General features: G+C 74.5%; 23 protein-coding genes. 2 read left to right on the top strand and 21 right to left on the bottom strand.

From position 1 onward, the window contains the following. Positions 1–73: 73 nt before the first annotated feature. Positions 74–646, bottom strand: a complete 573-nt coding sequence (locus K6U79_01390; GenBank protein ID MCL6521014.1) for a DoxX family membrane protein — start codon at positions 644–646, stop codon at positions 74–76. A gap of 253 nt (positions 647–899) precedes the next feature. Between K6U79_01390 and K6U79_01385 the strand changes: the two genes are divergently transcribed. Beyond that, on the top strand, positions 900–3095 hold the full coding sequence (locus tag K6U79_01385) for a prolyl oligopeptidase family serine peptidase (GenBank protein MCL6521013.1): 2196 nt from the start codon (positions 900–902) through the stop codon (positions 3093–3095). Next, complete coding sequence (locus tag K6U79_01380) at positions 3092–3988, top strand: NAD(P)-dependent oxidoreductase (GenBank protein ID MCL6521012.1); 897 nt, start codon at positions 3092–3094, stop codon at positions 3986–3988. Before K6U79_01385 ends, K6U79_01380 begins: the two co-directional genes overlap by 4 nt. Here K6U79_01380 and K6U79_01375 read toward each other — a convergent pair. The 20 genes from K6U79_01375 to K6U79_01280 all read right to left on the bottom strand — a co-directional run bounded on the left by K6U79_01375 (position 3985) and on the right by K6U79_01280 (position 24720). Continuing rightward, positions 3985–5475 carry an NOL1/NOP2/sun family putative RNA methylase gene (locus K6U79_01375; protein ID MCL6521011.1) on the bottom strand — a complete coding sequence of 497 codons (1491 nt, stop codon included), beginning with the start codon at positions 5473–5475 and terminating at the stop codon, positions 3985–3987. The two genes, K6U79_01380 and K6U79_01375, sit on opposite strands and share 4 nt — an antisense overlap. Positions 5476–5489: 14 nt before the next feature. Beyond that, positions 5490–7094, bottom strand: coding sequence for a ribonuclease J (locus K6U79_01370; protein MCL6521010.1), 1605 nt, complete (start codon positions 7092–7094; stop codon positions 5490–5492). 223 nt (positions 7095–7317) lie between these two features. Beyond that, a complete protein-coding gene (dapA, locus tag K6U79_01365; GenBank protein MCL6521009.1) occupies positions 7318–8214 on the bottom strand; it encodes a 4-hydroxy-tetrahydrodipicolinate synthase in 897 nt (298 codons plus the stop codon). A gap of 46 nt (positions 8215–8260) precedes the next feature. Continuing rightward, positions 8261–9532 (bottom strand): aspartate kinase, encoded by a 1272-nt coding sequence (dapG, locus tag K6U79_01360; protein MCL6521008.1) that lies wholly within the window; start codon positions 9530–9532, stop codon positions 8261–8263. Positions 9533–9552: 20 nt separating this feature from the next. Next, positions 9553–10575 carry an aspartate-semialdehyde dehydrogenase gene (locus K6U79_01355; GenBank protein MCL6521007.1) on the bottom strand — a complete coding sequence of 341 codons (1023 nt, stop codon included), beginning with the start codon at positions 10573–10575 and terminating at the stop codon, positions 9553–9555. Positions 10576–10595: 20 nt separating this feature from the next. After that, positions 10596–11195, bottom strand: a complete 600-nt coding sequence (gene dpaB, locus K6U79_01350) for a dipicolinate synthase subunit B (GenBank protein MCL6521006.1) — start codon at positions 11193–11195, stop codon at positions 10596–10598. Between the two features lie 5 nt (positions 11196–11200). Beyond that, positions 11201–12067, bottom strand: coding sequence for a dipicolinic acid synthetase subunit A (locus K6U79_01345; protein MCL6521005.1), 867 nt, complete (start codon positions 12065–12067; stop codon positions 11201–11203). A 131-nt stretch (positions 12068–12198) separates the two neighbouring features. Then, entirely contained in the window at positions 12199–12939 is a 741-nt protein-coding gene (dapB, locus tag K6U79_01340; GenBank protein MCL6521004.1) for a 4-hydroxy-tetrahydrodipicolinate reductase, read from the bottom strand. A 100-nt stretch (positions 12940–13039) separates the two neighbouring features. Beyond that, the gene (locus K6U79_01335; GenBank protein ID MCL6521003.1) at positions 13040–13531 is read right to left on the bottom strand and encodes a general stress protein; all 492 of its coding nucleotides are present in this window, start codon (positions 13529–13531) and stop codon (positions 13040–13042) included. 109 nt (positions 13532–13640) lie between these two features. Next, positions 13641–13886 (bottom strand): YlmC/YmxH family sporulation protein, encoded by a 246-nt coding sequence (locus tag K6U79_01330; GenBank protein MCL6521002.1) that lies wholly within the window; start codon positions 13884–13886, stop codon positions 13641–13643. Further along, entirely contained in the window at positions 13873–14355 is a 483-nt protein-coding gene (locus tag K6U79_01325) for a dUTPase (GenBank protein ID MCL6521001.1), read from the bottom strand. Before K6U79_01325 ends, K6U79_01330 begins: the two co-directional genes overlap by 14 nt. Continuing rightward, on the bottom strand, positions 14307–15110 hold the full coding sequence (locus K6U79_01320; protein ID MCL6521000.1) for a VanW family protein: 804 nt from the start codon (positions 15108–15110) through the stop codon (positions 14307–14309). The genes K6U79_01325 and K6U79_01320 overlap by 49 nt, the downstream gene beginning before the upstream one ends. 285 nt (positions 15111–15395) lie before the next feature. Further along, a complete protein-coding gene (pnp, locus tag K6U79_01315) occupies positions 15396–17657 on the bottom strand; it encodes a polyribonucleotide nucleotidyltransferase (GenBank protein MCL6520999.1) in 2262 nt (753 codons plus the stop codon). Between the two features lie 52 nt (positions 17658–17709). Continuing rightward, positions 17710–17982: a 30S ribosomal protein S15 gene (rpsO, locus tag K6U79_01310; protein ID MCL6520998.1), complete on the bottom strand. Its 273-nt coding sequence runs from the start codon at positions 17980–17982 to the stop codon at positions 17710–17712. Positions 17983–18098: 116 nt separating this feature from the next. After that, complete coding sequence (locus K6U79_01305) at positions 18099–19064, bottom strand: bifunctional riboflavin kinase/FAD synthetase (GenBank protein ID MCL6520997.1); 966 nt, start codon at positions 19062–19064, stop codon at positions 18099–18101. Beyond that, a complete protein-coding gene (gene truB, locus K6U79_01300; GenBank protein MCL6520996.1) occupies positions 19051–20028 on the bottom strand; it encodes a tRNA pseudouridine(55) synthase TruB in 978 nt (325 codons plus the stop codon). Before truB ends, K6U79_01305 begins: the two co-directional genes overlap by 14 nt. Then, a complete protein-coding gene (gene rbfA / locus K6U79_01295) occupies positions 20025–21380 on the bottom strand; it encodes a 30S ribosome-binding factor RbfA (protein ID MCL6520995.1) in 1356 nt (451 codons plus the stop codon). Before rbfA ends, truB begins: the two co-directional genes overlap by 4 nt. Positions 21381–21399: 19 nt before the next feature. Next, positions 21400–23970, bottom strand: coding sequence for a translation initiation factor IF-2 (gene infB / locus K6U79_01290; protein ID MCL6520994.1), 2571 nt, complete (start codon positions 23968–23970; stop codon positions 21400–21402). Then, complete coding sequence (locus tag K6U79_01285; GenBank protein ID MCL6520993.1) at positions 23927–24430, bottom strand: ribosomal L7Ae/L30e/S12e/Gadd45 family protein; 504 nt, start codon at positions 24428–24430, stop codon at positions 23927–23929. Before K6U79_01285 ends, infB begins: the two co-directional genes overlap by 44 nt. Further along, complete coding sequence (locus K6U79_01280) at positions 24427–24720, bottom strand: YlxR family protein (protein ID MCL6520992.1); 294 nt, start codon at positions 24718–24720, stop codon at positions 24427–24429. The genes K6U79_01285 and K6U79_01280 overlap by 4 nt, the downstream gene beginning before the upstream one ends. Between the last annotated feature and the right edge of the window lie 10 nt (positions 24721–24730).

Below are 24730 nucleotides of genomic sequence, written 5' to 3'. Positions count from 1 at the left end.
AGGGACGGAGAAAGCCCGGCGCCGCCGGGCGCCGGGCTTCCGGGTCGAGGTCCCAGTTCGCGGCTTGAGGCGGTCAGCGGCCTCCCGCGGCCGCCGCGCCGGCCTCCGCGCGGCGACGGCCGAAGAGCGCCGGCCAGAGCCAGCGGTCGACGCCCAGCGAGCCGGCGTTGGTCCCGGCCACGAGGATGAGGATGGCCAGCGTGTAGAGCCATCCGTTGACGCTGGCCGAGCCGGCCAGCAGGTAGTTGAGGTTCATCAGCGCCGCGCCCGCGGCCGCGATGGGCGTCAGGAAGCCCAGGATCAGCGCGAGCCCGACCAGCAGTTCCGCCGCCGAGATGAAGTAGGAGAACCAGACCTGGGAGTGGGTGGCCAGCAGGAACTTGAGGAAGTCGCGATACCACCAGAAGGCCGATCCCTGCACCGGCTTGCCGTCGGGACCCACCAGCAGGCCGGCCGCCTTGGTCCAGTAGCCGGCCATGGCCTTGCCCGCGCCCGCCCCCCAGAAGCCGGCCTCCTCGCCGGAGATCTTGGCCCAGCCGGCGTTCAGCCACTCCCAGCCCACGTAGACGCGGACCAGCAGCCAGACCCAGGAGAAGGCGCGGTCCCAGAGGATCCGCCTCCACCAGACCTGCCTCGTCGCCTCCATGCGGAGCGCCTCCTTCTCGATTCTGCCCGCCGCCCGGAGGGACGGCGGCGACTCTCACCAACCCTGTATAGCCCCGCTCCCGGGCTGTCGAATCGGGTGCGGAACCGTAGGGTCGCGGTACCGGCCTAGGGTCTGCGACCGGTGCGCCCGGCGGAAGGCGGCCCTCCTGTGCGCGCCCGGTCCCGCGCGGTAGACTCCGGAGACGGAGGCGGATCGGTTGGCAGAAGAGCTCCCCGGGCATCCCCCCGTCCCGGTGCCCCCGGCGCCGGAGACTCCCAGGGAAGAGATCATCGATCTCCTGCACGGCGTGCGCGTACCCGATCCCTACCGCTGGCTGGAGGCGGGCGACGACCCCCGCGTCCGGGCGTGGGACGAGGCGCAGACGCGACGGACGCGGGCGGTGCTGGACGCCCTCCCCTGGCGTCCCGCCCTGCGCCGGAGGCTGGAGGAGCTGTACGCCGCCGGCGCCGTGGGTGGGCCCAGGCTGGCCGGCGGACGGCTCTTCTTTTTGCGGCGGAGGCCGGGGGCGCCCCAGCCTGCGCTGGTGGTCCGTCCGGCGGCCGGCGGGACGGAGGCGGAGGAGCGGCTCCTGGTCGATCCCTCCCGCGAGGACGAGCGGGGACTGGTGGCCATCGACTGGTGGTACCCCTCGCCCGACGGGCGCCTGGTCGCCTTCGGCCTCTCGGCGGGCGGGGACGAGTGGAGCACGCTGCACGTGGTGGAGGTGGAGAGCGGCCGGCGGCTCGAGGAAGCCATCCCGCGGACGCCCCACGCCAGCCTCGCCTGGGAGCCTGACGGCGGCGGATTCTACTACACGCGCCACCCCGACCCGGCCGAGGTGGGAGCCGAGGAGGCGTACTACCACCCGCGCCTCTACCACCACCGGCTCGGCCGGCCGGCGGAGGAGGACGAGCCGGTCTTCGGCGCGGACCTGCCGCGCGAGGCCATGCTGGAGGTGGCGCTCTCGCCCTCGGGCCGCTTCCTCCTCGCCGTCGTCCAGTTGGGCTGGAGCCGGAACGAGCTCTGGATGGCCGAGCGCGCCGCCGAAGGGACGGAAGCGAGGCCGGACGCCCCCCGTTTCGTGCCGCTGGTGCGCGGGCAGGAGGCGCTCTTCCAGGCCCGCTTCACACCGGCCGGCTGGGGCGGCGCCGCGGAGGAGCAGTTGCTGGTGCTGACCAACCTGGGTGCGCCCCGCTACCGCCTGCTGCGCGTGGCCGCCGCCGAGGCGCTGGCCGGGAGGCCGGTGGAGGAGTGGACCGAGCTGCTGCCGGAGCCCGGAGCGGGCACGCTGGCCGGCTTCGCCCCCGTGCGGCGGGGCGTCGCCGTGCTCGTGCTGGAGGATGCGGTCTCACGCCTCTGGCTGCTCCCCGCCGGAGGCGGCCCGCGGCACGAGCTTGGGCTGCCGCCGCTCGCCTCCGTCGCCGCCCTGGAAGGCGAGGCCGACCCGTCGGCGCCGGAGGGCGGTCCGGAGCTGGTGGCGCTGGTGGAATCCTTCCTGCGCCCTCCCGCCGTCTGGCGCCTCGGGCCGGAGGGGGAGGCGCTGGAGCGCTGGATCGGCCCGGAGGCGCCCTTCGACGAGGAAGCCTTCGTCGCCCGCCAGGCCTTCTGCACATCGCGCGACGGCACCCGCATCCCGGTCTTTCTGGTCCACCGCCGCGACCTGCCCCGCGACGGCCGGCGGCCGGCCGTCCTCACCGGCTACGGCGGCTTCGGCGTCAGCATGACGCCCCAGTACCGCCCCCAGGTGATCCCCTGGCTCGAGGCCGGGGGCCTCTGGGCGATGGCCTGCCTGCGCGGCGGCGGCGAGTACGGCGAGGGCTGGCACCAAGCCGGCATGCTGGGGAACAAGACCAACGTCTTCGACGACTTCGTGGCCGCGGCCGAGTTCCTCATCCGGGCGCGGTACACCAGCCCCGAGCGGCTGGGCGCCTTCGGGCGCTCCAACGGCGGTCTTCTCACCGGGGCGGCGCTGACGCGCCGGCCCGACCTCTGGAGGGCGGTGGTCTCGGGCGTGCCCCTGCTGGACATGCTCCGCTACCACCGCTTCCGCATCGCCGCCCTCTGGATCCCCGAGTACGGCTCCGCCGACGACCCCGAGGCGTTCCGCTGGCTCTGGGGCTACTCGCCCTACCACCGCGTGCGCGAGGGGCGGCGCTATCCGGCCGTCCTTCTCTACGCGGCCGAGTCGGACACGCGCGTCGACCCGCTCCACGCGCGCAAGATGGCGGCCCGCCTGCAGGAGGTGACCGGCCAGGCGGGGGCGGCGGCGCCGACCGCGCCGGAGCGGCCCGTCCTCCTCCGCCTGGAGGCGGAGGCGGGCCACGGCGCGGGCAAGCCGGTGCAGAAGGTGATCGAGGAGGAGGCCGACATCTGGAGCTTCCTGGGCTGGCAGCTGGGCCTGCCGCTCGGCCTGCCGGCCGGGGGGGAGACGGGGGTGGAGAGGGCGTGAGCGTGCGCGCGGCCTTTATCGGCCTGGGCATCATGGGCCAGGCCATGGCGCTCAACCTGCTGCGCGGCCCGGAACCGCCGGAGGTGGAGCTGACGGTCTACAACCGGACGCCCGGCCGCGCCGAGCCGCTGGCGGCGGCGGGGGCGCGCGTGGCGGCCACCCCCCGCGCGGCGGCCGAGGGCGCGGAGTTCGTCTTCACCATGGTCAGCGACGACGCCGCGCTGCGCGCCGTCGCCACGGGTGGGGAGGGCTTCCTGGCCGGACTCGGCCCGGGGAGTCTGGTGGTTGACCACTCCACCGTCTCCCGCCGCCTGACGCTGGAGCTGGCGGCGGAGGCGGCGCGCCGCGGCGCCGCCTGGTGCGACGCGCCGGTGACGGGCGGCGACGTGGGCGCCCGCGAGGCGCGGCTGACCATCATGGTGGGCGGTCCGGAGGAAGCCTACCGGCGCGCCCTGCCCCTTCTGCGCAGGACCGGGCGGCGCATCCTCCGCGTGGGCGAGACCGGCCAGGGGCAGGCACTGAAGGCCGTCTCCAACCTCGTCTCCTGCCTGACGCTCATGGCCTCGGCGGAGGGGATCCAGCTGGGGCTGCGCGCCGGCCTGGGCCTGGAGGCGCTGGCCGAGGTGATGCAGAACGGCTCGGCCGCCAGCTACGAGCTGGACAAGATGCTGGAGCGCTTCGGGCGAGAGGGCTTCCGGCCCGGCTTCTCCGTGGCCAACCGCTTCAAGGACCTGGAGCTGGCGCTGGAGCTGGCCCGCGAGCTGGAGCAGCCCGTGCCGCTGGCCTCGGCCGCCGAGGCGCCCTACGGCGCCTGGCGCGAGGGGCACGGGGAGCTGGACGAGTCGAGCTACATCCTCTCCCTGGGACCGGACCGCCCGCGGCCCCCGGCCTAGCCGGTCCGGCCGGGCGGCTCCGGCAGCCTGTCCGGCAGGCCGCCCGGCTGGTCCAGGACGGCCAGCAGCTGGCGCGCCCGCTCGCGCGCCAGGGCGGCGTGCAGGAGTCCGCCGTCGAAACGCGCCAGCCCCAGGCCGGCGCCCGCGTAGCGGAGGAGGACGAGGCCGCGGCGGAGCGGCTCGCCCGCCTCCCGCGCCGGCGGCGGGATGGCGCGACCCTCCAGGAGGGCGCGCAGTTCCGCCGCCTCCAGGTCGACCGCCTGCCGCCGGGCCAGCGCTCCCAGGCGGTGGAGCGCGTAGCCCGAGGGCCACCAGTGGCGCCCCGTCCAGTGGGCCAAGGGCAGCCCCGCCGCCCACCGCTCCCGCCAGCGGGGGAGACGGGGCAGGCTGGAGAGCCAGGTCCGCTCGCCGCTCCGGTAGACGTGGAGCCCGCGGAAGGCGTCCGGCGGGATGCCGAACCACTCCTCCAGCCAGCCGGCCACCTCGCGGGCCGCCGCCTGGTCAGGCTCCTCCCCGCCCGCCTCGTCGGGCTCCTCCCCGCCCGCGGACCCCTCCTCCCCGGCCCAGGGGACCGGCGCCACGAGCCGCAGCCGGGCCACGAACATGCCGCCGGAGTCGAGGTGGTGCGGGTAGATGCGCCGCGCGCGGCGCACGTCGGGCAGGAAGCGGGCGCCCTCCCAGGCGCCGGTACCCGCTACCCCCGGCAGCCCCTCCGGCAGCTCCTCCACCTCCACGCTGCCGCCCGCGGCCCGCAGGACCGCGTCCACCACCGCCTCGTCCTCCTCGGGAGCGAAGGTGCAGGTGGAGTAGACCACCACCCCGCCGGGCCGGACCCGGGCCAGGGCGGAGCGGAGGAGCGCCTCCTGCACCGCCACCAGGTGGCGGAGCCGGCCGGCGGACGGCCTCTGCCGCGGCCGCGGGTCGCGACGGGCGTTCCCCTCCCCCGAGCAGGGGGCATCCACCAGCGCCCGGTCGAAGGCGAGACCGGGCGGGAAGCGGCGCCCGTCGCCCACCGTCACCACCACCGAGGTGGCGCCCATGCGGCCCAGGTTGGCCAGGAGCCAGCCGGCGCGGGAGGGGTCGGCCTCGTTGGCCACCACCATGCCCGAGGGTCCCACCCGCTCGGCGATCTGCGTGCTCTTGCCTCCGGGCGCCGCGCTCAGGTCCAGGACGCGCTCGCCCGGCCGGGGGTCGAGGGCGACCACCGGCACGGCGGCGGCCGCCTCCTGGAGGTAGAAGAGGCCCAGCCAGTGCTCCAGCGTGGTCCCGGGCGGGCAGGGCCCGCCCTCCACCCGCATCACCTCCGGCGCCCAGGCGTAGGGCGCCAGGCGGAAGCCGCGGCCCTCCAGCCGCCGGCCGAGCGCCTCCGGCTCGACCCGCAGCCGGTTGGCACGAAGCGCCGGCGGCTGGGGTCGCGCCAGGGCGGCGGCGAAGGCCTCCCAGTCGTCCACCAGCGGGCGGTAGCGCTCGAAGGCGGAGAGGATGATGGCGCTCCTGACGCTCACACCTCCACGATGATGGGCAGGATCATGGGCCGCCGGCGGGTCCGGTCGAAGAGGAAGCGCCCCGCCTCGTCGCGGACGGCCGCCTTGATCCCGTTCCAGTCCGTCACGCCCTGCGCCTGGCAGGTCGCCAGCGCCTGGCTGACCTTCTGTTTCAGCTCCTCCATCAGCGGCTCCGACTCGCGCACGTAGACGAAGCCGCGCGAGACCACGTCCGGTCCGCCCACCACCTGATGGTTCTGGCGGTCCATGGTGACCACGACGATGAGGACGCCGTCCTGGGAGAGCTGCTTCCTGTCGCGGAGGACGATGGCACCCACGTCGCCGACGCCGAGGCCGTCGATGAGGACGTCGCCCGCGGCCACCTTGCCGTTGATGCGCGCGCCCTCGGGCCGGATCTCGAAGACCGAGCCGTTCTCGCCGATGAGGACGTTCTCGGGCGGGATGCCCACGCTCTCCGCCAGCCGGCCGTGCCGGATCAGGTGGCGCCACTCGCCGTGGACGGGGATGAAGTAGCGCGGCCGCACCAGGTTGAGCATCAGCTTCAGCTCCTCCTGGCTGGCGTGGCCGGAGACGTGGACGCCGTTCTCCAGCCCGTAGATGACGTCGGCGCCCAGGTGGTAGAGGTTGTCCACCGTCCGGTAGATCATGGTCTCGTTCCCGGGGATGGGCGAGGCGGAGATGACGACCGTGTCCCCGGGGACGATCTCGACCCAGCGGTGGCTGCCCGTGGCCATGCGCGTCAGGGCGGAGAGCGGCTCCCCCTGGCTGCCCGTGGTCAGGATGGCCAGCTGGTGCCCCTTGTAGCGCTTGATCTCCTCGATGCTGATCAGGGCGCCCGGCTTGACGTTGAGGTAGCCCAGCTCCAGCGCCACCTGGACCGTGTTCTCCATGCTCCGCCCGACCACCGCCACGTGCCGGTGGTGGTGGACGGCGGCGTCGATCACCTGCTGGATGCGGTGGACGTTCGAGGCGAAGGTGGCGACCAGCACGCGGCCGGGGGCGGTGCCCATCACCCGGTCGAGCACCTGGCCCACCGTCTTCTCGGACGGCGTGTAGCCGGCCCGCTCGGCGTTGGTGCTGTCCGACATGAGCACCAGCACCTGCTCGCGCCCCAGCTCGGCGAGGCGCTGCAGGTCTGCCACGCGCCCGTCCACCGGCGTCATGTCGATCTTGAAGTCGCCGGTGTGGACCACAATGCCGACCGGGGTGCGGATGGCGAGCCCGTAGGCGTCGGGAATGGAGTGGTTGACGCGGAAAGGCTCGACCACGAAGTTCTGCCCCAGGGAGATGCGGTCGCCCGGGGCATAGACCCGGGATCCCTCGGGCAGCTGCAGGTGGTGCTCCGCCAGCTTCTCCTCGATGAGGCCCAGCGCCAGGCGGGAGGCGAAGACCGGGACCGGGATCTCGCGGAGCAGGTAAGGCACGGCGCCCACGTGGTCCTCGTGCCCGTGGGTGATGACCAGCCCGCGCACCTTCTCGCGATGTTCCTTGAGGTAGGTAAAGTCGGGGATGACCAGGTCGATCCCCAGCATCTCGTCCTCGGGGAAGGCGAGTCCGGCGTCGTCGATGACGATGTCGTCGCCGTACTCGAAGAGGGTCATGTTCTTCCCGATCTCGCCCAGACCGCCCAGCGGGATGATCTTGAGGGGCTCGCCCCGGCCGTTCCCGGCACGCGAACGACCGCGGCGAGGCCGTCGGCTTTTGGCTATTCCGACCCCACCTCACTGGCTTTCGTATTCTTCCGTCCGCCCAAGTCGTCGCGGGGTATTATAGTGCCCCGCCTCCACCCCCACAAGGAAGCGGGGCTCCCACCCCCGGTGCCGCTCAGGCGACCAGACCCGTCTCGCGCAGCGCCGCCTCGACCACGCGCTGCGCCGTCTCCGGCAGCGGCGAAAGCGGGGGCCGGCACTCGCCCACCGGGAAGCCCACCCGACCCAGCGCCCACTTGAGGGGGATGGGGTTGGTGGTGACGAAGAGCGCCCGGTGAAGCGGCAGGAGCTGCAGGTGGATGCGGCGCGCCTCCCCGTTCTCGCCCCTCTGGAAGGCCTCGATCATGGCCGCCAGGCGCCCGGCCACCAGGTGGCCCGAGACGCTGACCACGCCCTTCGCCCCCACCGCCAGCATGGGCAGGGTGAGCGAGTCGTCGCCGCTGTACACGGCCAGCCGCCCCTCCGTCCGCGCCACGATCTCCGACGTCTCGTCGAAGCTGGCCGAGGCCTGCTTCAGCGCCACGATGTTGGGCACGTCCGCGACCAGCCGGGCCACCGTCTCCGGGGCCAGGTTGACCGAGGTGCGCCCGGGGACGTTGTAGAGCATGACGGGGAGCGAGACGCTCTCGGCGACGGTGCGGAAGTGGCGGTAGAGCCCTTCCTGGGGCGGCTTGTTGTAGTAGGGCGTCACCAGCATCAGCCCGTCCGCCCCCCAGCGCTCCGCCAGGCGGCTGCGCCGGACGCTGGCGCGCGTGTCGTAGTTGCCGCTGCCCACGTAGACGGGGGCGCGCCCGCCCACCGCCTCGCGGACGGCCGCCACCAGCCGCTCCAGCTCCTCGTCGGAGAGCGTGGGCGATTCGGCGGTGCTGCCCCCGACCAGGAAGCCGTCGGCGCCCTCGGCCAGGAGCTTCCGCGCCAGCTCGGCAGCCCGCTCCGGCCAGAGCTCGCCCCTCTCGTCGAACGGGCTGACCAGGGCGACGGTCACCCTTCCCGGAAGCCTCGGCTCGGCCATCCTCCACCCCTCCCTCCGGGCCTCCGCCCTCGGGCGCTCGGGGCCCTCAGGCGTTCCGCTCTCCTCCCAGGTCGAACGCCCGGTGGAGCGCCCGCACCGCCTCCTCCATCTGGTCGCCGCGGACCAGGCAGGAGATGGTGACGTGCGAGTCGGCCGTCTGCAGGATCTCGATCCCGCGCTCGGCCAGCGCCTCCACCACGCGCGCCATGACGCCCGGCAGGCCGCGCATGCCGGCCCCCACCACGGAGACCTTGGCGCAGTCGTGCAGGAGCTCGACCTGGAAGCCCTCCGACTCGAGAATCTTTCGCGTCTTCTCCGCCTCCGCCTCCCGCACGATAAAGGAGCGGCGCTCGGGCGAGACGTTGATCAGGTCGACGCTGACGCCCGCCTCGGCCAGGGGGCGGAAGATGCGGCGGTTGACGGCGCCCGAGTCGTCGCCCCGCCCGCCGCCCGCCCTCTCCGGCCCGGCCGGCAGGCCCTCGACGCGGACCAGGCACATGTCCGGCATGTGCGCGACGCCGGTGATGATGCGGCCGCCGTAGAGGTCCGGCCAGGCGCCGGCGCTCTCGAAGGCGTGGGTGATGCGCGTGCCCGGATGGTCGGAGAAGGTGCTGCGGATGCGCAGCGGCACGTTCCCCTGCATGGCCAGCTCGACGGCGCGCGGGTGGACGATGCGGCTGCCCAGGTCCGCCATCTGCAGGACTTCCTCGTAGGTGAGGACGCGGAGCGTGCGCGCGTCGGGCACGATGCGGGGGTCGGCGGTCATCACCCCCTCCACGTCCGAGTAGATCTCCACCTCCTCGGCGCGGAGCGCCACGCCCAACGCGGCGGCGGTGGTATCGCTGCCGCCGCGCCCGAGCGTGGTCACCTCGCCGCTCTCCGTGACGCCCTGGAAACCCGTCACCACCGGCAGCAGGCCCTGCTCCAGCCGCCGGTGGAGCGGCGCCGGGTCGACGCGGAGGATGCGTGCGTCGCCGAAGTGGTCGTCGGTCAGGATGCCGCTCTGCCCGCCCGTCAGCGTCAGCGGCCGGCCCACCCCCTCCCGGCGCAGCGTGGCCGAGAGGAGGACGGCGGAGATCACCTCGCCGCAGGAGATCATCAGATCCTCCTCGCGGGCGTCGGGTTCGGGCTCGACGGAGCGCACCTGGTCGAGGAGCGTGTCGGTGGCGTAGGGATCGCCGCGCCGGCCCATGGCCGAGACGACGATCACGGGCTGGAAGCCCGCCGCCAGCGCGGCGCGGATCCGGCGGACCACGTGCGCCCGCCGCTCGCCGTCGGAGACCGACGTGCCGCCGAACTTCTGGACGAGGATGCGCAACGGGCACGCCTCCCGCCGGCTCAGAGCCGGCCGCTCTCGAGGAGGAGCTCGGCGATCTGGACGGCGTTGGTGGCGGCGCCTTTGCGCAGGTTGTCCGCCACGATCCAGAGGTCCAGCGCCCCCTCCAGGGCCAGGTCGCGCCGCACCCGTCCCACCCAGACCTCGTCCCCCCCGGCCGCCTGGAGCGGCGTGGGGTACTCGCCCTCCTCCAGCGCGTCCGCCAGGCGGACGCCCGGCGCCGCGGCCAGGAGGGCGCGCGCCCGTTCCGGCTCGAGCGGCCGCGAGGGCTCGAAGACCACCGACTCGCCGTGGCCGACGAAGACGGGAACGCGGACCGCCGTGGCGCTCAGACGCAGCCCGGGCAATCCCAGGATCTTCCGGCTCTCGCGGAGGAGCTTCATCTCCTCGCGGGTGAAGCCGTCGCTCTCGGGGCGGTCGCAGTGGGGCAGGAGGTTGAAGGCGATGGGATGCGGATAGGGGCTGGAGGGCGAGCGCTCGGGCGGAGAGCCGGCCTGCCAGCCGCGCACCTCGCGTTCCAGCTCCTCCACCGCCGGCTGGCCGGTGCCGGAGACTGCTTGATAGGTGGAGACCCAGACCCGCTCCACCCCCGCCTCGCGGATGAGCGGCGCCAGCGCCACCACCAGCTGGATCGTGGAGCAGTTGGGGCTGGCCACGATGCCGCGGTGATGCTCCAGCGCACCCGGGTTGACCTCGGGAACGACGAGCGGCACCTCCTCGTCCATGCGGAAGGCGTTGCTCTTGTCGACGACCACCGCGCCGCGCCGCACCGCCTCGGGCGCCAGCTCGCGGCTGGCGGTGTCGCCCGCGGCGATGAAGACGAGGTCCAGGCCTTCGAAGCGCTCGGGGGCGGCCTCCAGGACCTCCAGCTCCTCCCCCAGGAAGCGGACCCGCCTCCCCGCGGACCGCTCCGTCGCCATGGGCCTGAGTTCGCGTACCGGAAAGCGCCGCTCTTCCAGCACCTCCAGCAGCGTCCGCCCGACCACGCCGGTGGCGCCGACGATCCCGACCCGGACTCCCTCCAACTCGCCGACCTCCCGTCTTCTCACCGTTCGCCCGCCGGCCAGGCGCGCAGGATCGGCTGGAGCTGCCGCCCCGCCAGCGCCTCCTCCAGCGTCTCGGGGAGGAGGTCGAGGTGCGCCACCAGCGAGTTCGGCTTGGCGAACGGATCGTCCTGGCCGAAGGGCACGAAGTAGACGTTCCTGGCGTTGAGCAGCCTGCCCAGGTTGACCGCGTTCAGCCCCAGCGCGTCGTTGGTCGTGATGCCCAGCACCACCGGCCGCCCGTTGCGCAGCTGCGCCTTGACCGCCATGGTCACCGCCGTGTCGTTGACGGCGTTGGCCAGCTTGGCCAGGGTGTTGCCCGTGCAGGGGACGACGGCCAGCACGTCCAGCGTCCGGTTGGGGCCGAAGGGCTCCACCTCCGGGATGGTGGTGAGCGGCGGGTGGCCCGTGGCCTCCACGATGCGCCGGTACCACGTCTCCGGGTCGCCGTGTCGGGTGCTCGTGGTGGCCAGCGTCTGGGAGAGGATGGGAATGATCTCGGCCCCCTCCGCCCGGAGCCGCTCCATCACCGGAAAGACCTGGGGGACCGTGTGGTGCGAGCCCGTCAGGGCCCAGCCCACGGTCAAGCCCCGGAATCGCATGCACCTTACCCCCTTTCTCCGTCCCCCCGCAAGATCTCCAGGAGGACCTGGGCCAGCGCCTCGCCGGCGCTGGCCGGCGCGTACCGTTCGGGCAGCGCCGGCAGCAGCCGGTAGCCCCGCGGCGGCCGCCCGCGAAGGGCCGGATGGAGGCCGCCCGGCGCCGAGGCCAGGTCGAGGACGGGCAGCTCCGGGCGGACGGCGAAGAGGTCGGGTGTCAGGAGCGGAGCGGGCACGGTGTTGAAGAGAAGATCGGCCTCGCCCGCCAGCGCCGGCGAGAGCGCGCCCACGGGCGCGGCCTCGTGGCCTGCGGCGCGCGCCTGCGCCCGCGCCGCGGGCGAGCGCGCCAGCACCAGCGTGCGCGCGCCCATGGCCGCCAGCAGCCGGGCCAGGGTGCTTCCCGTGCGGCCGTAGCCGAGGACCAGGGCGCGCGACCCGCGGATGGTCCGTTCCAGCTGCTCCGCAGCCGCCACCACGGCGCCCTCGGCGGTGGGGACGGCGTTGAGCCAGGCGAAGTCGTCGCGCTCCAGGAGGGGGTGCAGGGGGTGGTCGCGGGCCAGTCGCTCGAAAAGCGGGCGCGCCGCCCCCTCCGGCCGACGTCCGAAGAGGAGCGGCGCCCCGCCCGGCAGGTGCTCCAGCAGGCCGTCGAGGCTCCAGGCGGGTTTCCCGTCTTCGTCCGCCTCCAGCCTCGCACCGACGCTGGCCACGGGCAGGACCAGCGCCTCCGCCCGCGCCAGGGCCCGGGCGGCCGCGCTCTCGTCCCAGCCGGCCGCCCGCCGGATCTCCACCGTCTCCAGCCCCGCCGCCCGCAGCCTCGCCGCGGCGGCCGCCTCGCGCCGGCCGCCGCCCAGGAAGGCCACCCGCTCGCGCGCCACCCGCCACCGCCTCCCGGAGCGCTCTTCGCGCGCCAGCAGCCTATGCGGCGGCCGCGGAGGCCGTGATGGGAAAGGTGCCGGCACCTTGTCCGGCGGCCGACGCAGCCGGCTCGGCGCGCGCGGCCGGCCCTTCAGCCCGCCAGCTCGGCCAGGTCGAAGACGGCGTGGTCCACGTGGAGGATGCGCCGTACGGCCAGGAGGACGCCCGGGGCGAAGGAGTCCCGGCTGGAGCTGTCGTGCGTCAGGGTGAGCGTCTCCCCCGTCCCGCCGAAGATGAGCGTATGCCGCGCGACGAAGCCGGGAAGGCGGACGCTGTGGATGGGTACGGGCGACCGGGCCCCCGCCGCCGCCAGCGCCTCGGAGAGGTGGAGCGCCGTCCCGGAGGGAACGTCCAGCTTGGTGTCGTGGTGGAGCTCCACGACCTCCACCTTGGGGAAGAAGCGGACCGCCTCGCGCGCGAAGCGGCCGAGGAGAAGGATGCCGAAGGAGAAGTTGGGGATGACCGCGGCCCCCAGGCGGAGCTCGTGCGCGCGCTGGCGGATCGCCTCCAGCTCCTCGTCGGCCAGGCCGGTCGTCCCCACGATGGGCCGCACGCCCAGTTCCAGCGCGAGGAGTGCATGGCCCCCCGCCACCGCGGGAAGCGTGAAGTCGACCAGCACATCCGGGCGCTCGCGCTCCAGGCAGGCGCGCAGGTCGGCCTCCACTTGGAGCGGCGTCGCGACTCCGGTGAAGGCGCTGAGCGGCTCGCCCGCGTGGCGCTGGCCGACGGCCCCCACCACCTCGACGCCCTCGGCGGAGAGAAGGCCCCTGGTCACCGCGCTGCCGGTCCTGCCCGAGGCCCCCGCCACCACCACGCGTACCGAGCTGCTCATGGCCTCGCCACCCCCGTTCAACGGACCATGCTAGCAGAGGGCGGGGGCGCACGTCAGGCGCACCCCCGCCCTCGCCTCCCGTCCGCAAGGAGCCGGCCGCCTAGTAGCTGCGCACGTCCCGCGCCCCTTGCTGGCGCAGGATTTGCGCCGCCTCGTCCGCCCTGCGGCTGTCCTGCACCACAGCCAGGAAGCGGCCCTGGCGCACGTCCTGCTCGTACCTGCGGCTCTCGTTCTCGGGGATGCCCATGTCCACCAGCCCGCCGGCCAGGCCGCCGGCGGCGGCACCACCCAGGGTGGCGGCCAGCGGCCCCATGGCCACCAGCGGTCCGATCCCCGGGATGGCGAGGGCGCCCAGCGAGGCGGCCAGACCCACGCCCGCCCCGATGCCGGCGCCCCATCCGGTGCCGTTGGCGAGGTTCTGGTCGCCCCAGCCGCCCCCGGCCCCGGCGCGGTCACCGGCTCCGCCGCGCGCCCGCTCGTCCTTGCCCGCCAGCGAGACCTGGCGGTCGTTGAAGCCGGCCTGCTCCAGCGCCCGGACCGCCCGTTCGGCGGCGTCCCGGCTGTCGAAGAGCCCGGCTACCGTCCTTGCCATCGCACAACCCTCCCAGGCCAACCTGACTGCCGCCGCTAGTATTCCCGGCGGCCCGCCGCGCGGAGGGAGAGGCGCGATGCCCGATCCTGCCAGGGCCCGGCCGCGCCCGTCAGAGCCGGACCGTGGCGGGGTCGACGTCGACGATGACCACCTCGCTACCGATACGACGGACGCTCGACCAGGGGATCTCCCAGACGCTGCGGCCGCCGAGGAGGCGCCAGCCGCCCTCCACCGCCAGCGCGTGGATCTCCCCCGTGGCCGGGTCGATGATCAGGTCCGCGTCCGACATGCGGCCCAGCTTCTCGCCGTCGCGCAGGTTGACGATCTCCTTGCCTTCGAGGTCACTCCAGAGCATCCGCCCCACCTCCGTCCCGCTCGCGTACGGCGTAACCCGGCCGGCTGGAACGGCCGCGCTGCCGTGCCAGGTTCTCGCGCTGCTTGCGCACGTAGGCCTCATAGAGCTCCTCCGGGCCGACGCCCAGATGGAGGCAGAGGCTGACGAAGAAGTGGAGGACGTCGGCCAGCTCCTCCCGCACCGCCTCCGCCTGGACGGGTTCCGGGTTCTTCCACCACTTGAAGTTGAGCGCCTCCAGCACCTCGAACAGCTCGGCGGTCAGCGCCAGGCTCAGCTTCTCCGCCCAGACCTCGGCGGGGAAGTCGAGGCCGCGCAGCCGGGCGATCTCCTCGTCCAGCTCCGCCTGGCGCAGAAAGATGTCCGCCAGGCGGTCGTGAACCCGCTCCGCCTCCGCCAACGCTTCCCACCCCCGGACGGCGCCTAGTTCGCCGCACCGGCGTGCGGCGCCTGCGCCGGCGCCAGGATCCATACGTGCAACTGCCAGCCCTCGATCCGCGCCCGGACGAGGACCGGCCCGTCGCTGTCGTTGCGGAAGCGGAAGTCCAGCATATCCCAGGCCACGGTGGCGTCGCGGCCCGGCGGGACGTAGTCGACGGCCAGGCTGTGACCGTGCCGCTCCACCACCTCGAGGCCGGCGTCCAGCACGGCGTTGTAGAGCGTCGAGGAGACCTGGCAGAGCCCGCCGCCGACGCCGGGCACGAAGGCCTCGCCCGAGATGACCGGCGCCTCCAGGTAGCCGCGGGCCCGCGTCGGCTCACCCAGCGCCCTCCAGAAGGAGAAGACCTCGCCCGGCAGGACCAGCGAGTTGTCCAGGGCGGCCGCGCCCACCTCGATGTTGTGCACCCGCTCCCAGCTGCCTTCGAGCCAGGTCCGGTAGCTCCCCAGCTGGCGCGTCATGGAGCGGAGGAGGCGGGCGGTGATGCGCGGCTCGACGGGCAGGCGGACCGAGCGGAGCCGCGCCCCGGCCCGCGCGTCCAGGACGGCGCGCACGGTGGCGGCGACGTCCACCTGCTCGCCCGCCTGCTCGGGCAGGATCCGCCCGCTACCCGGCTCCACGCGCGCGTTGCGCGGCGGCCGGTAGGCCGCGCGGGCCATGGCCTGGACGCGCGCGCGCACCTCGCCCGGCAGGAGCCCGCCCATGGGCTTCCCATCCAGCGTGACACCGGGGCGGACGCCGAAGAGCAGGCGCTCCACCCGCGGCACCGCCCCGCCGGCGGCCAGCACCAGGAGCAGCGCCAGAACGAGGAACCAGGCCCGGCGTCGTTCCCGCGCGCTTCCTCCGCCTCCTGCCAGCCCCCTCCAGCCGGCCAGCGCCCCTTCGCCTCCGCTCCACCGCTATGCCCAGGCTGTCCCCGGCTATGACGGCAGCAGGCGGCGGGTGGCGCGGGACAGGCATGAAAAAAGCTTCCCCCGTGCTCCGCCAGCGTGATCCGGTAGGAAGCTCTCCTCGTGGTACCCGCCCGGCCGTGCGACGGAGCGGGCCTCCAGCGGTTACTCTCCGTCCCTCTCTCAGCGTCGGTGCCCGTGACGCGAGCGGTGGCGCGGCGGGCGCTCGCCCTCCGGCTGCGCCGCCTGCCCGTCCCGCGCCTCGCCGCCCCGACCGGGCGCCGGCTTGCCCGAAGCCCGGTGGTCGGCGGGGGCGACCTTCGGATGCACCTCCTCTTCGGCGGCGCGCTCGGGGAACTGGCGCAGCGCGTCGCGACGGGAGAGGTTGACCCTGCCCAGCTCGTCGATCTCGGTCACCTTGACCAGGATCCGGTCGCCCAGCGAGACCACGTCCTCCACCCGGGCCGTCCGCTCGGGGCCCGCACCCAGCTGCGAGATGTGGACGAGGCCGTCCTTGCCCGGGAAAAGCTCCACGAAGGCGCCGAAGTTGGTCAGGCGGACCACCTTGCCCAGGTAGACCTCGCCCGGTTCCACCTCGTGCGTCAGCTCGCGGATCATGGCCACCGCCCGCTCCGCCGCCGCCAGGTCCGGCGTGGCCACATAGATCTTGCCGCTCTCCTCCACGTCGATCTTGGCGCCGGTCTCCTGGACGATGCGGTTGATGGTCCGGCCGCCGGGACCGATGACGTCGCGGATGCGGTCGGGGTTGATCTGCAGCGTCAGGATGCGCGGCGCGTAGGGCGAGAGCTCGGGGCGCGGCTTGTCGATGGCCTCCAGCATCTTGCCCAGGATGAAGAGCCGTCCCCGGCGGGCCTGCTCCAGCGCGCGCGCCAGGATCACGCGGTCCACGCCCTCGATCTTGGCGTCCAGCTGCATGGCGGTGATGCCGTTCCGCGTGCCCGCCACCTTGAAGTCCATGTCGCCCAGGTGGTCCTCGATGCCCTGGATGTCCGAGAGGACCTCCACTTGGTCGCCCTCGCTGATCAGGCCCATGGCGATGCCCGCCACCGGTTCGCGAATGGGGACGCCGGCGTCCATCAGCGCCAGCGTGCTGCCGCAGACCGAGGCCATGGAGGAGGAGCCGTTGGACTCCAGGATCTCGGAGACCAGACGGATGGTGTAGGGGAACTCTTCCTCGGGCGGGATCATCCGCTGAAGCGCCATCTCCGCGAGGCGGCCGTGGCCGATCTCGCGCCGGCCGGGCGCGCGCAGCGGCCGCACCTCGCCGGTGGAGTAGGGCGGGAAGTTGTAGTGGTGCAGGTAGCGCTTGTACTCCTCCGGCTCGCCGATGGAGTCCAGGAACTGGCGGTCCTCCAGCGCACCCAGCGCGGCCACGGTCAGCGCCTGCGTCTGCCCGCGGGTGAAGAGGGCCGAGCCGTGCGTGCGCGGCAGGAGGCCGACGCGGCAGCTGACCGGCCGGATCTCGTCGGGTCTGCGCCCGTCGGGGCGGATCTTCTCGTCCAGGATCATGCGCCGCAGCTGCTCGCGCTCGATGGCGTCGAGCACCGTGGCCACGGCCTTCTCCTGCTCCGGGAAGCGCTCCAGCAGGGCGTTCTTCAGCTGCTCCTTGGCCTGGGCCAGCGCCTCCTCGCGCGCCAGCTTGTCCGGGTTGAGCAGCGTCTCGCGCAGCACCGCCGTCGCCTCGGCGCGGACGGCCTGCTCCAGCTCCTCGGGCACCGCCACCGGCGTGAAGGCGAACTTGGGCCGCCCCAGCTCGGCGACGATGCCGTCCTGCCACTCGATCAGCTGGCGGATGGCCCGGTGGGCGAAGTCCATCGCCGCCAGGATGTCTTCCTCGGGCAGCTCGTCGGCGTTCCCCTCGACCATGATGACCGCCTCGCGGGTGCCGGCCACGGTCAGGTCCAGGCGCGAGCGCTGGTACTGCTCCAGCGTCGGGTTGAGGACGAAGTTGCCGTCCACCATGCCCACCGTGACGCCGGCGATGGGCCCGTCGAAGGGGATGTCGGAGATGGAGAGGGCGATGCTCTCGCCGAGGATACCCAGGATGTCCGGCTGGTTGTCCCCGTCGAAGGAGAGGACGGTGCAGACCACCTGCACCTCGTTGGTCAGCCCCTTGGGGAAGAGCGGCCGGATGGGCCGGTCCATCAGCCGCGCCGAGAGGACCGCCCGCTCGCTGGGCCGCCCCTCGCGCCGGAAGAAGCTGCCCGGGATGCGCCCGGCGGCGTACTGGCGCTCCTCGAAGTCGACGCGCAGGGGGAAGAAGTCGATCCCCTCCCGCGTCTCCTTGGACATCACCGCGGTCACCAGGACCACGGTATCCCCGTACCGGACCAGGCAGGCGCCGTTGGCCTGCCGGGCCACCTCGCCGATTTCCACGCTGAGGGGCCGCCCGGCCAGGGTGGTGCTGAAGACCCGCTTCTCCAAACAGTGACCTCCTCTCTGCACGCGCGGGGCGGGGGAGGTCCCCCGCCGCCGCCTAACGGGTCCGGATCCCGAGGCTCCTGGTCACTTCCGCGTACCGCTTCGGGTCCTCCCGCTCCAGGTAGTTGAGCAACCGCCGGCGCTTGCCCACCATCTTCAGGAGTCCGCGCCGCGAGTGGTGATCCTTGGGGTGGGCCCGCAGGTGCTCGGTCAGGTCGTTGATCCGCCGAGTCAGGATGGCCACCTGCACCTCGGTGGAGCCGGTGTCCTGGGGGTGACGGGCATAGCTCTCGATGATGCTCCTCTTGACGGACTGTTCCAGGGACATGCTGCCTCCAGCCTCCCTCGCGGGGCGCCCGGCGGGCGCCGATCGTCGCCCGCGGCCAGGGATGCGCCGGGAGGTCGCTCGCCATTCCGGGCCGGGGCCTGAAAACCGCGGTTATTCTACCACGCGAGCCGTCGCCGGGCTGCTTGGACGTCCTCGGCGATCTGGCGGCGAAGCTCCTCCGCCCCGGCGAAGCGCCGCTCCTCCCGGAGCCGCTCCACCAGGTCCAGGGAGAGCCGGACGCCGTAGAGATCCTCCTCGATCCCCGGGAGGTGCGCCTCCACCACCTCGCGACGGCCGTCGAAAGTGGGCCGGATGCCGACGTTGACCACCGCCGGCGCCCGGCGCACCGGCCTCCCCTCCCTCGCCCGCGCCCCGCCGGGCGCCTCCGCCGGCTGCCACTCCGCCCAGGCCGCGTAGACGCCCCGGGCCGGCCGCAGCAGCTCCTCCGGCACGTCCAGGTTGGCGGTGGGGAAGCCCAGCTGCCGGCCGCGCCGGTCGCCCGGCACCACGCGCCCCTCCAGGCGGAAGGGCGCGCCCAGGAGGCGGCCGGCCTCGGCCACCTCGCCGGCGGCCACCAGGGCGCGAATGCGCGAGGAGGAGACGGGCCGCCCGCCCTCGCAGACCGGCTCCACCACCACCGTCTCGAAGCCCAGCTCTCCCCCCAGCCGGCGCAGCGTCTCGGGCCGCCCCTCGGCGCCGCGGCCGAAGGTGAAGTTGTAGCCGACGACCACCGTGCGCACGTCCAGCCGGGCCGCCAGCAGCTCGCGCACGAAGCGCTCGGCCGGCCAGGAAGCCACCCCGGGCGAGAAGGGGATCTCGAAGAGCGCGTCCACGCCCAGCGAGGCGATGCGCCGCGCCCGCTCCTCCCGGCCGGTGAGGAGCCTGGGCGCCCCGGCCGGCGCCAGGACCTGCGCCGGGTGCGGCCAGAAGGTGAGCGCCACGGCCTCGCCACCCTCTTCCCGCGCCCGTTCCACGGCCCGCCGGATCAGTTCCCGGTGGCCCAGGTGGACGCCGTCGAAGGTGCCGATGGCCACCCGCGCCCGGCGCGCGGCGAACTCCTCCAGGCGGTCAGAGCGTCGCACGCCAGCCCTCCTCCGCCCGCCAGATCATCTCCGGCCGGCAGACCAGCCAGGCCGAGCCCTCCGGACGCGGCCGCACCACGCCCACCCAGGCGTCGCGCGTCTCCACCTGCAGCCGTTCCGGCGGCGGGTCGCCGGGCACCACGAGCCGTGGCAGGCGGATGGGCTGGCCGTGGCGCAGACGCCGGGCGTCGATGCGGTCGACCGTCACCCGGGGCAGCTCCGGCAGCGCGCGCCCCGGCGGCAAGAGCGCCTCCCAGCGCTCCGTCGGGCGGAGATCCTCCAGCTCCTCCAGCGTCCAGGCCGACTCCAGCCGGTGGCCGCCCACCTCGACGCGCAGGAGCGAATCGAGGACGGCGCCGGTGCCCGCCTCCTCGCCCAGGCGCGCGCAGAGCGAACGGACGTAGGTGCCCGCCGAGCAGCGCAGGTCGAGCAGCGCGGCCGGCTGCTCCCCCTCCTCCCACCCGCGCAAGACGAGGCTTTCGATGTGCACCTCGCGCTCCGGCATATGCACCGTCCGGCCCTGGCGGGCAAGCCGGTAGGCCCGCTCGCCCTGGACGTGCGCGGCCGAGTAGATCGGCACCGGCAGCCGGACGCGGCCCTGGAAGCGCGGCAGCAGGGCCTCCACGTCGCCCGCGCTCAAGTGCGAGGCGGAAGTCCTCTCCAGCCGCCTGCCCTCCGCGTCGCCCGTCTCGGTGCGAAGGCCGAAGCGGCACCAGAAGAGGTAGCGCTTCTCCCCGCCCAGCAGGTAGGCCAGGAGGCGCGTCCCCCGTCCCACGCCCACCAGCATCAGCCCGGCGGCCGCCGGGTCGAGGGTGCCGGCGTGGCCGACGCGCCGCTCGCCGAAGAGCCTTCGTATGCGGTTGACCAGCTGCTGCGAGGTAGGGCCGGGCGCCTTGAGGACGGACAGGAGCCCTCCCTCGGCGCGGCGCGCGGGTCCGGTCGCCTCTTCTCCCGCGACCCTCACGCCTCCCCGCCTCCCGCCTCGGGGCCGGCGGCCAGCGCCTCTTCCACGGCGCGGCTCACCTCTGCCACCACCTCGTCCAGGCTCCCCTCCACCGTGCAGCCGGCCGCCCGCCCGTGGCCGCCGCCGCCGAAGCGGACGGCCACCGCGGAGACGTCCAGCCAGCGGTTGGAGCGGAGGCTGACCCGGACGGCCGGCCGCCCTTCCAGGCGGACCTCCTGGAAGAGGGCGGCCGCCTCGACGCCCTGGAGGCTGCGCGGGTAGTTGACCAGCCCCTCCACGTCCTCCTCGGCCGCCCCCGCCTCCTCGAGCAGCCGCGCCGGCACGCGCACCCGCGCGAAGCGGCCGCCCGCCAGGACCTCCAGGCCCTCCAGCACCCGCCCCAGCAGGCGGAGCGAGCCGGGCGTCCTCTCCTCCCAGAGCCGTCGCGCGATCTCGTCGGGCCGCGCCCCCGCCCGCACCAGGCGCGCCGCCCGCTCCAGCGTGGAGGCGGTGGTGTTGGAGTAGCGGAAACCGCCCGTGTCGCTGGCGATGGAGGCGAAGAGCGCCGTGGCCACCGCCTCGTCCGGCTCCAGTCCCAGCTCGTCCAGCAGGTCCAGCACCTGCTCGCCCACGGCCGCCGCCCCCGGCTCGATCCAGCGGGTGCTGCCGTAGCGGGTGTTGGAGGGGTGGTGGTCGATGTTGACCACCTCGCGCGCCTGCTCCAGGAGCGGCCGCACCTGGCCCACCCGCTCCAGGTCGCCGCAGTCCAGCAGCACCGCCGCGTCCGGGCTCTCCTCCAGCGGCGCCGGCGGCTCGAAGCGCCCGGCGCCCGGCAGCCAGGCCAGGTAGCGCGGGATGCCGCCGTCCACCAGGAAGCGCACCCGCTTCCCCGCCCGCTCCAGGGCCAGGCCGAGCCCCAGCGCCGATCCCACCGCGTCGCCGTCGGGCCGGACGTGAACCGCCAGGAGCAGGCTCTGCGCGGCGCCGAGGAGGCGGGCCACCGCCTCCCGCCCCTCGTGGGCCCGCTCTTCCGCCTCGCGCACGTCGCGGATCAGCTTGGAGATGCGGACGCCCCGCTCGATGCTGTGGTCCGGCACCCACTCCAGCTCCGGCGCCAGGCGCAGGCGAAGGCGCCGCGTCACCTCGCCGCGGAGGTAGCCCTGCGAGCTGCGCAGCCCCTCCAGGGTGGCGGCCTCCGCCTCGGGGCCGCCCAGCACGCTGACGTAGACGCGCGCGTGGCGGAGGTCGGGGCTGACCTCGACGCCGGTGATGGAGACGAAGCCGATCCTGGGATCCTTCAGCTCGCGCAGGATGGCGCTCAGCTCCCGCTCCAGGCCGCCCGCCACCCGCCCCATGCGTGTCTTGGAGACCACCCTCGCACGCCCCCAGCTCTCAGCGGGCCACCTCGACGACCTCGAAGAACTCGAGGACGTCGCCCACCTTGATGTCGTCGAACCGCTCCAGGCCGACGCCGCACTCGTAGCCCTGGGCCACCTCGCGCACGTCTTCCTTGAAACGGCGCAGCGAGGCCACCCGGCCCTGGTAGACCACGACGCCTTCGCGGATGAGGCGGACGCCGGCGTTCCGCCGCACCACGCCCTCCTGGACGTAGCAGCCGGCCACCGTGCCGACGTCGGGCACGCGGAAGGTCTGGCGCACCTCGGCCCGGCCGATGACGCGCTCCTCGGTCTTCGGGGCGAGAAGACCGCTGACCGCCTTGCGCACGTCGTCCAGGAGCTCGTAGATGACGCGGTAGGTCTTCACCTCCACCCGCTGCTCCTGGGCCAGGGCCGTGGCCTTGGCGTCGGGCCGGACGTTGAACCCGATGACGATGGCGTCCGAGGCGGCGGCCAGCATGATGTCCGACTCGTTGACACCGCCCACCGCGGCGTGGATCACGTCCACGCTCGCCTCGTCGTTGCGGATCTCGCCCAGCGAGCCGCGCAGCGCCTCCAGCGTCCCCTGCACGTCCGCCTTGAGCACCACGCGCAGCTGCTTCTGCCCGCCCTCGGCCTGCCGCGCGAAGAAGGTGGCCAGCGTCACCGGCTGGCGCGTCCCGATCTCCGCCTCGTGCGCCTCCGCCTGGCGGGAGAGGGCGATCTCGCGCGCCGTCCGCTCGTCCTCCACCACGCGGAAGACGTCGCCGGCTTTGGGCAGGGTGGCGAAGCCCGAGATCTCCACCGGCGTGCCCGGGCCGGCCTCCTCCAGGCTGCGGCCACGGTCGTCCGTCATGGAGCGGACGTGGCCGTAGGCCGAGCCGGCGACGAAGGGCTGGCCCTGGCGCAGCGTCCCGTCCTGGACCAGGACGGAGGCGACGGGGCCCAGCCCCCGGTCCAGGCGCGCCTCGATGACGGTGCCGATGGCCGGTCCGTCCCGATGGGCGCGCAGCTCCTGCATGTCGGCCACCAGCAGAATCATCTCCAGGAGCTCGTCGATGCCCTGGCGCTTCAGCGCCGAGACCGGGACCACCACGGTCTCGCCGCCCCACTCCTCGGGCACCAGCCCCTGCTCGGCGAGCTGCTGCTTCACCCGGTCCGGGTTGGCGTTGGGCTTGTCGATCTTGTTGAGCGCCACCACGATGGGCAGGCCCGCCGCCCGCGCGTGCTGGATGGCCTCCACGGTCTGCGGCATGATGCCGTCGTCGGCCGCCACCACCAGGACGGCCACGTCGCCGATCTGGGCGCCGCGGGCGCGCATGGCCGTGAAGGCCTCGTGCCCCGGCGTGTCGAGGAAGACGATGCGCCGCCCGTTCTGCTCCACCGTCGAGGCGCCGATGTGCTGCGTGATGCCGCCCGCCTCGCTGGCGGCCACATGGGTCTCGCGGATGGCGTCCAGCAGGCTGGTCTTCCCGTGGTCGACGTGGCCGAGCACCACCACCACCGGCGGCCGCTCCATGCCCGAGGCGGCCGCCTCGCTCAGGCGCTCCTGGAGAAGCTCCTCGTCGCTCAGCACCCGCTCCGGCCGGCGGATGGTGGCGCGGGAGCCGAAGGCCTCCGCCACCCGTGCCGCCGTCTCGGCGGGAATCTCCTGTCCGGCCGAGGCCATCACGCCCATGGAGACCAGCCGCTTCACCACCTCCACGGTGGGCAGGTGAAGCTTCTCCGCCAGGCGCGAGACGCCGATGCCGCCCTCGTCCAGCTCGATCTCCGCCGGCACCTGGATCTGCGCCAGCCGCTCCGCGGCACTCCGCTTCTTCCGTACCGGCTGCTTCGGTCCGCGCGGCGCGCGCCGCTCCTCGTCCAGGTCGACGAGACGTCCGTCGCGCCAAGCGTCCCGCCCCGCCTCCGGCCGCGCGCCACCGCCCCGGCCGCGTCGTGCCGGGCGCCCGCGTTGCCCGGCCGCAGGGCGGCCTCCCGCCGCCGGCGCCGGCCGTCCGCCGCCGAAGCGGCCGCCCCCGCCAGGCCGGCCGCCACCCGGGTGGCCGCCTCCGCCCGCGGGAGCCGCCCCACGCGGGGCGCCCCCCGGGCGCGGCGCACCGCCCCGCGCGCCCGCCGAGGCCGGGCGCGCACCCGCCGGCGCCCCGGCGCGCGGCGCACCGCCGTTCCCGTGTGGGCGCGCGCCGCCCGGCTGGGTGCGCGCGCCGCCCGGCGAGGCGGTACCCTGCCCGGGCCGCGCGGGAGCTCCGCCCGCCTGGGGGCGCGGGCCGCCGCCCGGTCTCCCGCCCGCGGCCGCAGGCCGCGGCTGGCCCGCCGCCGGCGCCCGGCCGGGCTGGGGCTGGGCGGTTCCGGCCACCCCCGCGGCGCCGCCACGGCCGCCGCCCTGCTCGGCCGCCGACCTGCCCGGCGGGGCGACCGGCGCCTCGGGATGCGCGGCCGCTTCGCGCTGCGCGGCCTGGCCCTGCACCTGGCCCTGGCCCCGGCCGCGGGCGCCGCCCGCCCGGCCGCCGGCCTGCTGGGCCTGGGTCGCCCGGTCGGCGAACTCACGCCGGATCCTGGCCGCCACCCGGTCGTTGATGGTGCTCATGTGGTTGTTGATGTCGATGTTCATCTCCTTGTGAAGGAAGTCCAGGATCTCCTTCGAATGGATGTGCAGCTCCCGCGCCAGCTCGTAGACTCGGATCGCGTGCGGCAATAGCCTCCACCTCCTGGCGAGCCGGCCGGTGAGGGTCGCTCGCCGCTTTCCATCGGTCCTCCAACGTCTCGGCCAGCCGGCGGTCGGTGACGGCCAGCACGCCCACGGGCGGCCGGCCGATGGCCGAGCCCAGCTCCAGGCGGCAGCCGGCCACGAGGCAGGGTACGCCGGCACGCGCCGCCTCCCGGCTGACCTGTTCCCGCGCCGCGGGTCCCGCGTCCTCGGCCAGCACGATCAGGGCGGCCCGGCCCTCCTGCAGCGCCTCCCGCGCGGCGCGCCGCCCCCACGCCACCCGGCCGGCCGCCATGGCCAGTCCCAGGAGCTCGCGCCAGGCCCGTGGCAGCGCGCTCAAGGCGTCGCCCCCGGTCCGGCCAGGAGCGGCTCCAGCTCCCGGCGGAGCGCCTCCACCGTCTCCGGCGCGGGTCGGAGGCGGAGCGCGCGCTCCAGCCGGGCCGGCGTCAGCCCCCGCTCCACGCACTCCACTTCGGCGTGGAGGTAGGCGCCCCGTCCCGCACGCTTGCCGGTGGGATCGAAGCAGATGGCGCCGTCGGGGGTGCGCACCAGGCGGAGCAGCTGGCGCTTGCCCCCGGTCTCTCCGCAGCCGATACAGGTCCTCTGGGGCGGCTTCCTCACCCTGTTCATGGTCGTCGTC

Source organism: Bacillota bacterium, assembly GCA_023511835.1.
Taxonomy (GTDB): domain Bacteria; phylum Bacillota; class Sulfobacillia; order JAIMAT01; family JAIMAT01; genus JAIMAT01.
The sequence above is the reverse complement of the archived record's forward strand: the minus strand, read 5'-3'. Positions and strand labels throughout refer to the sequence as shown.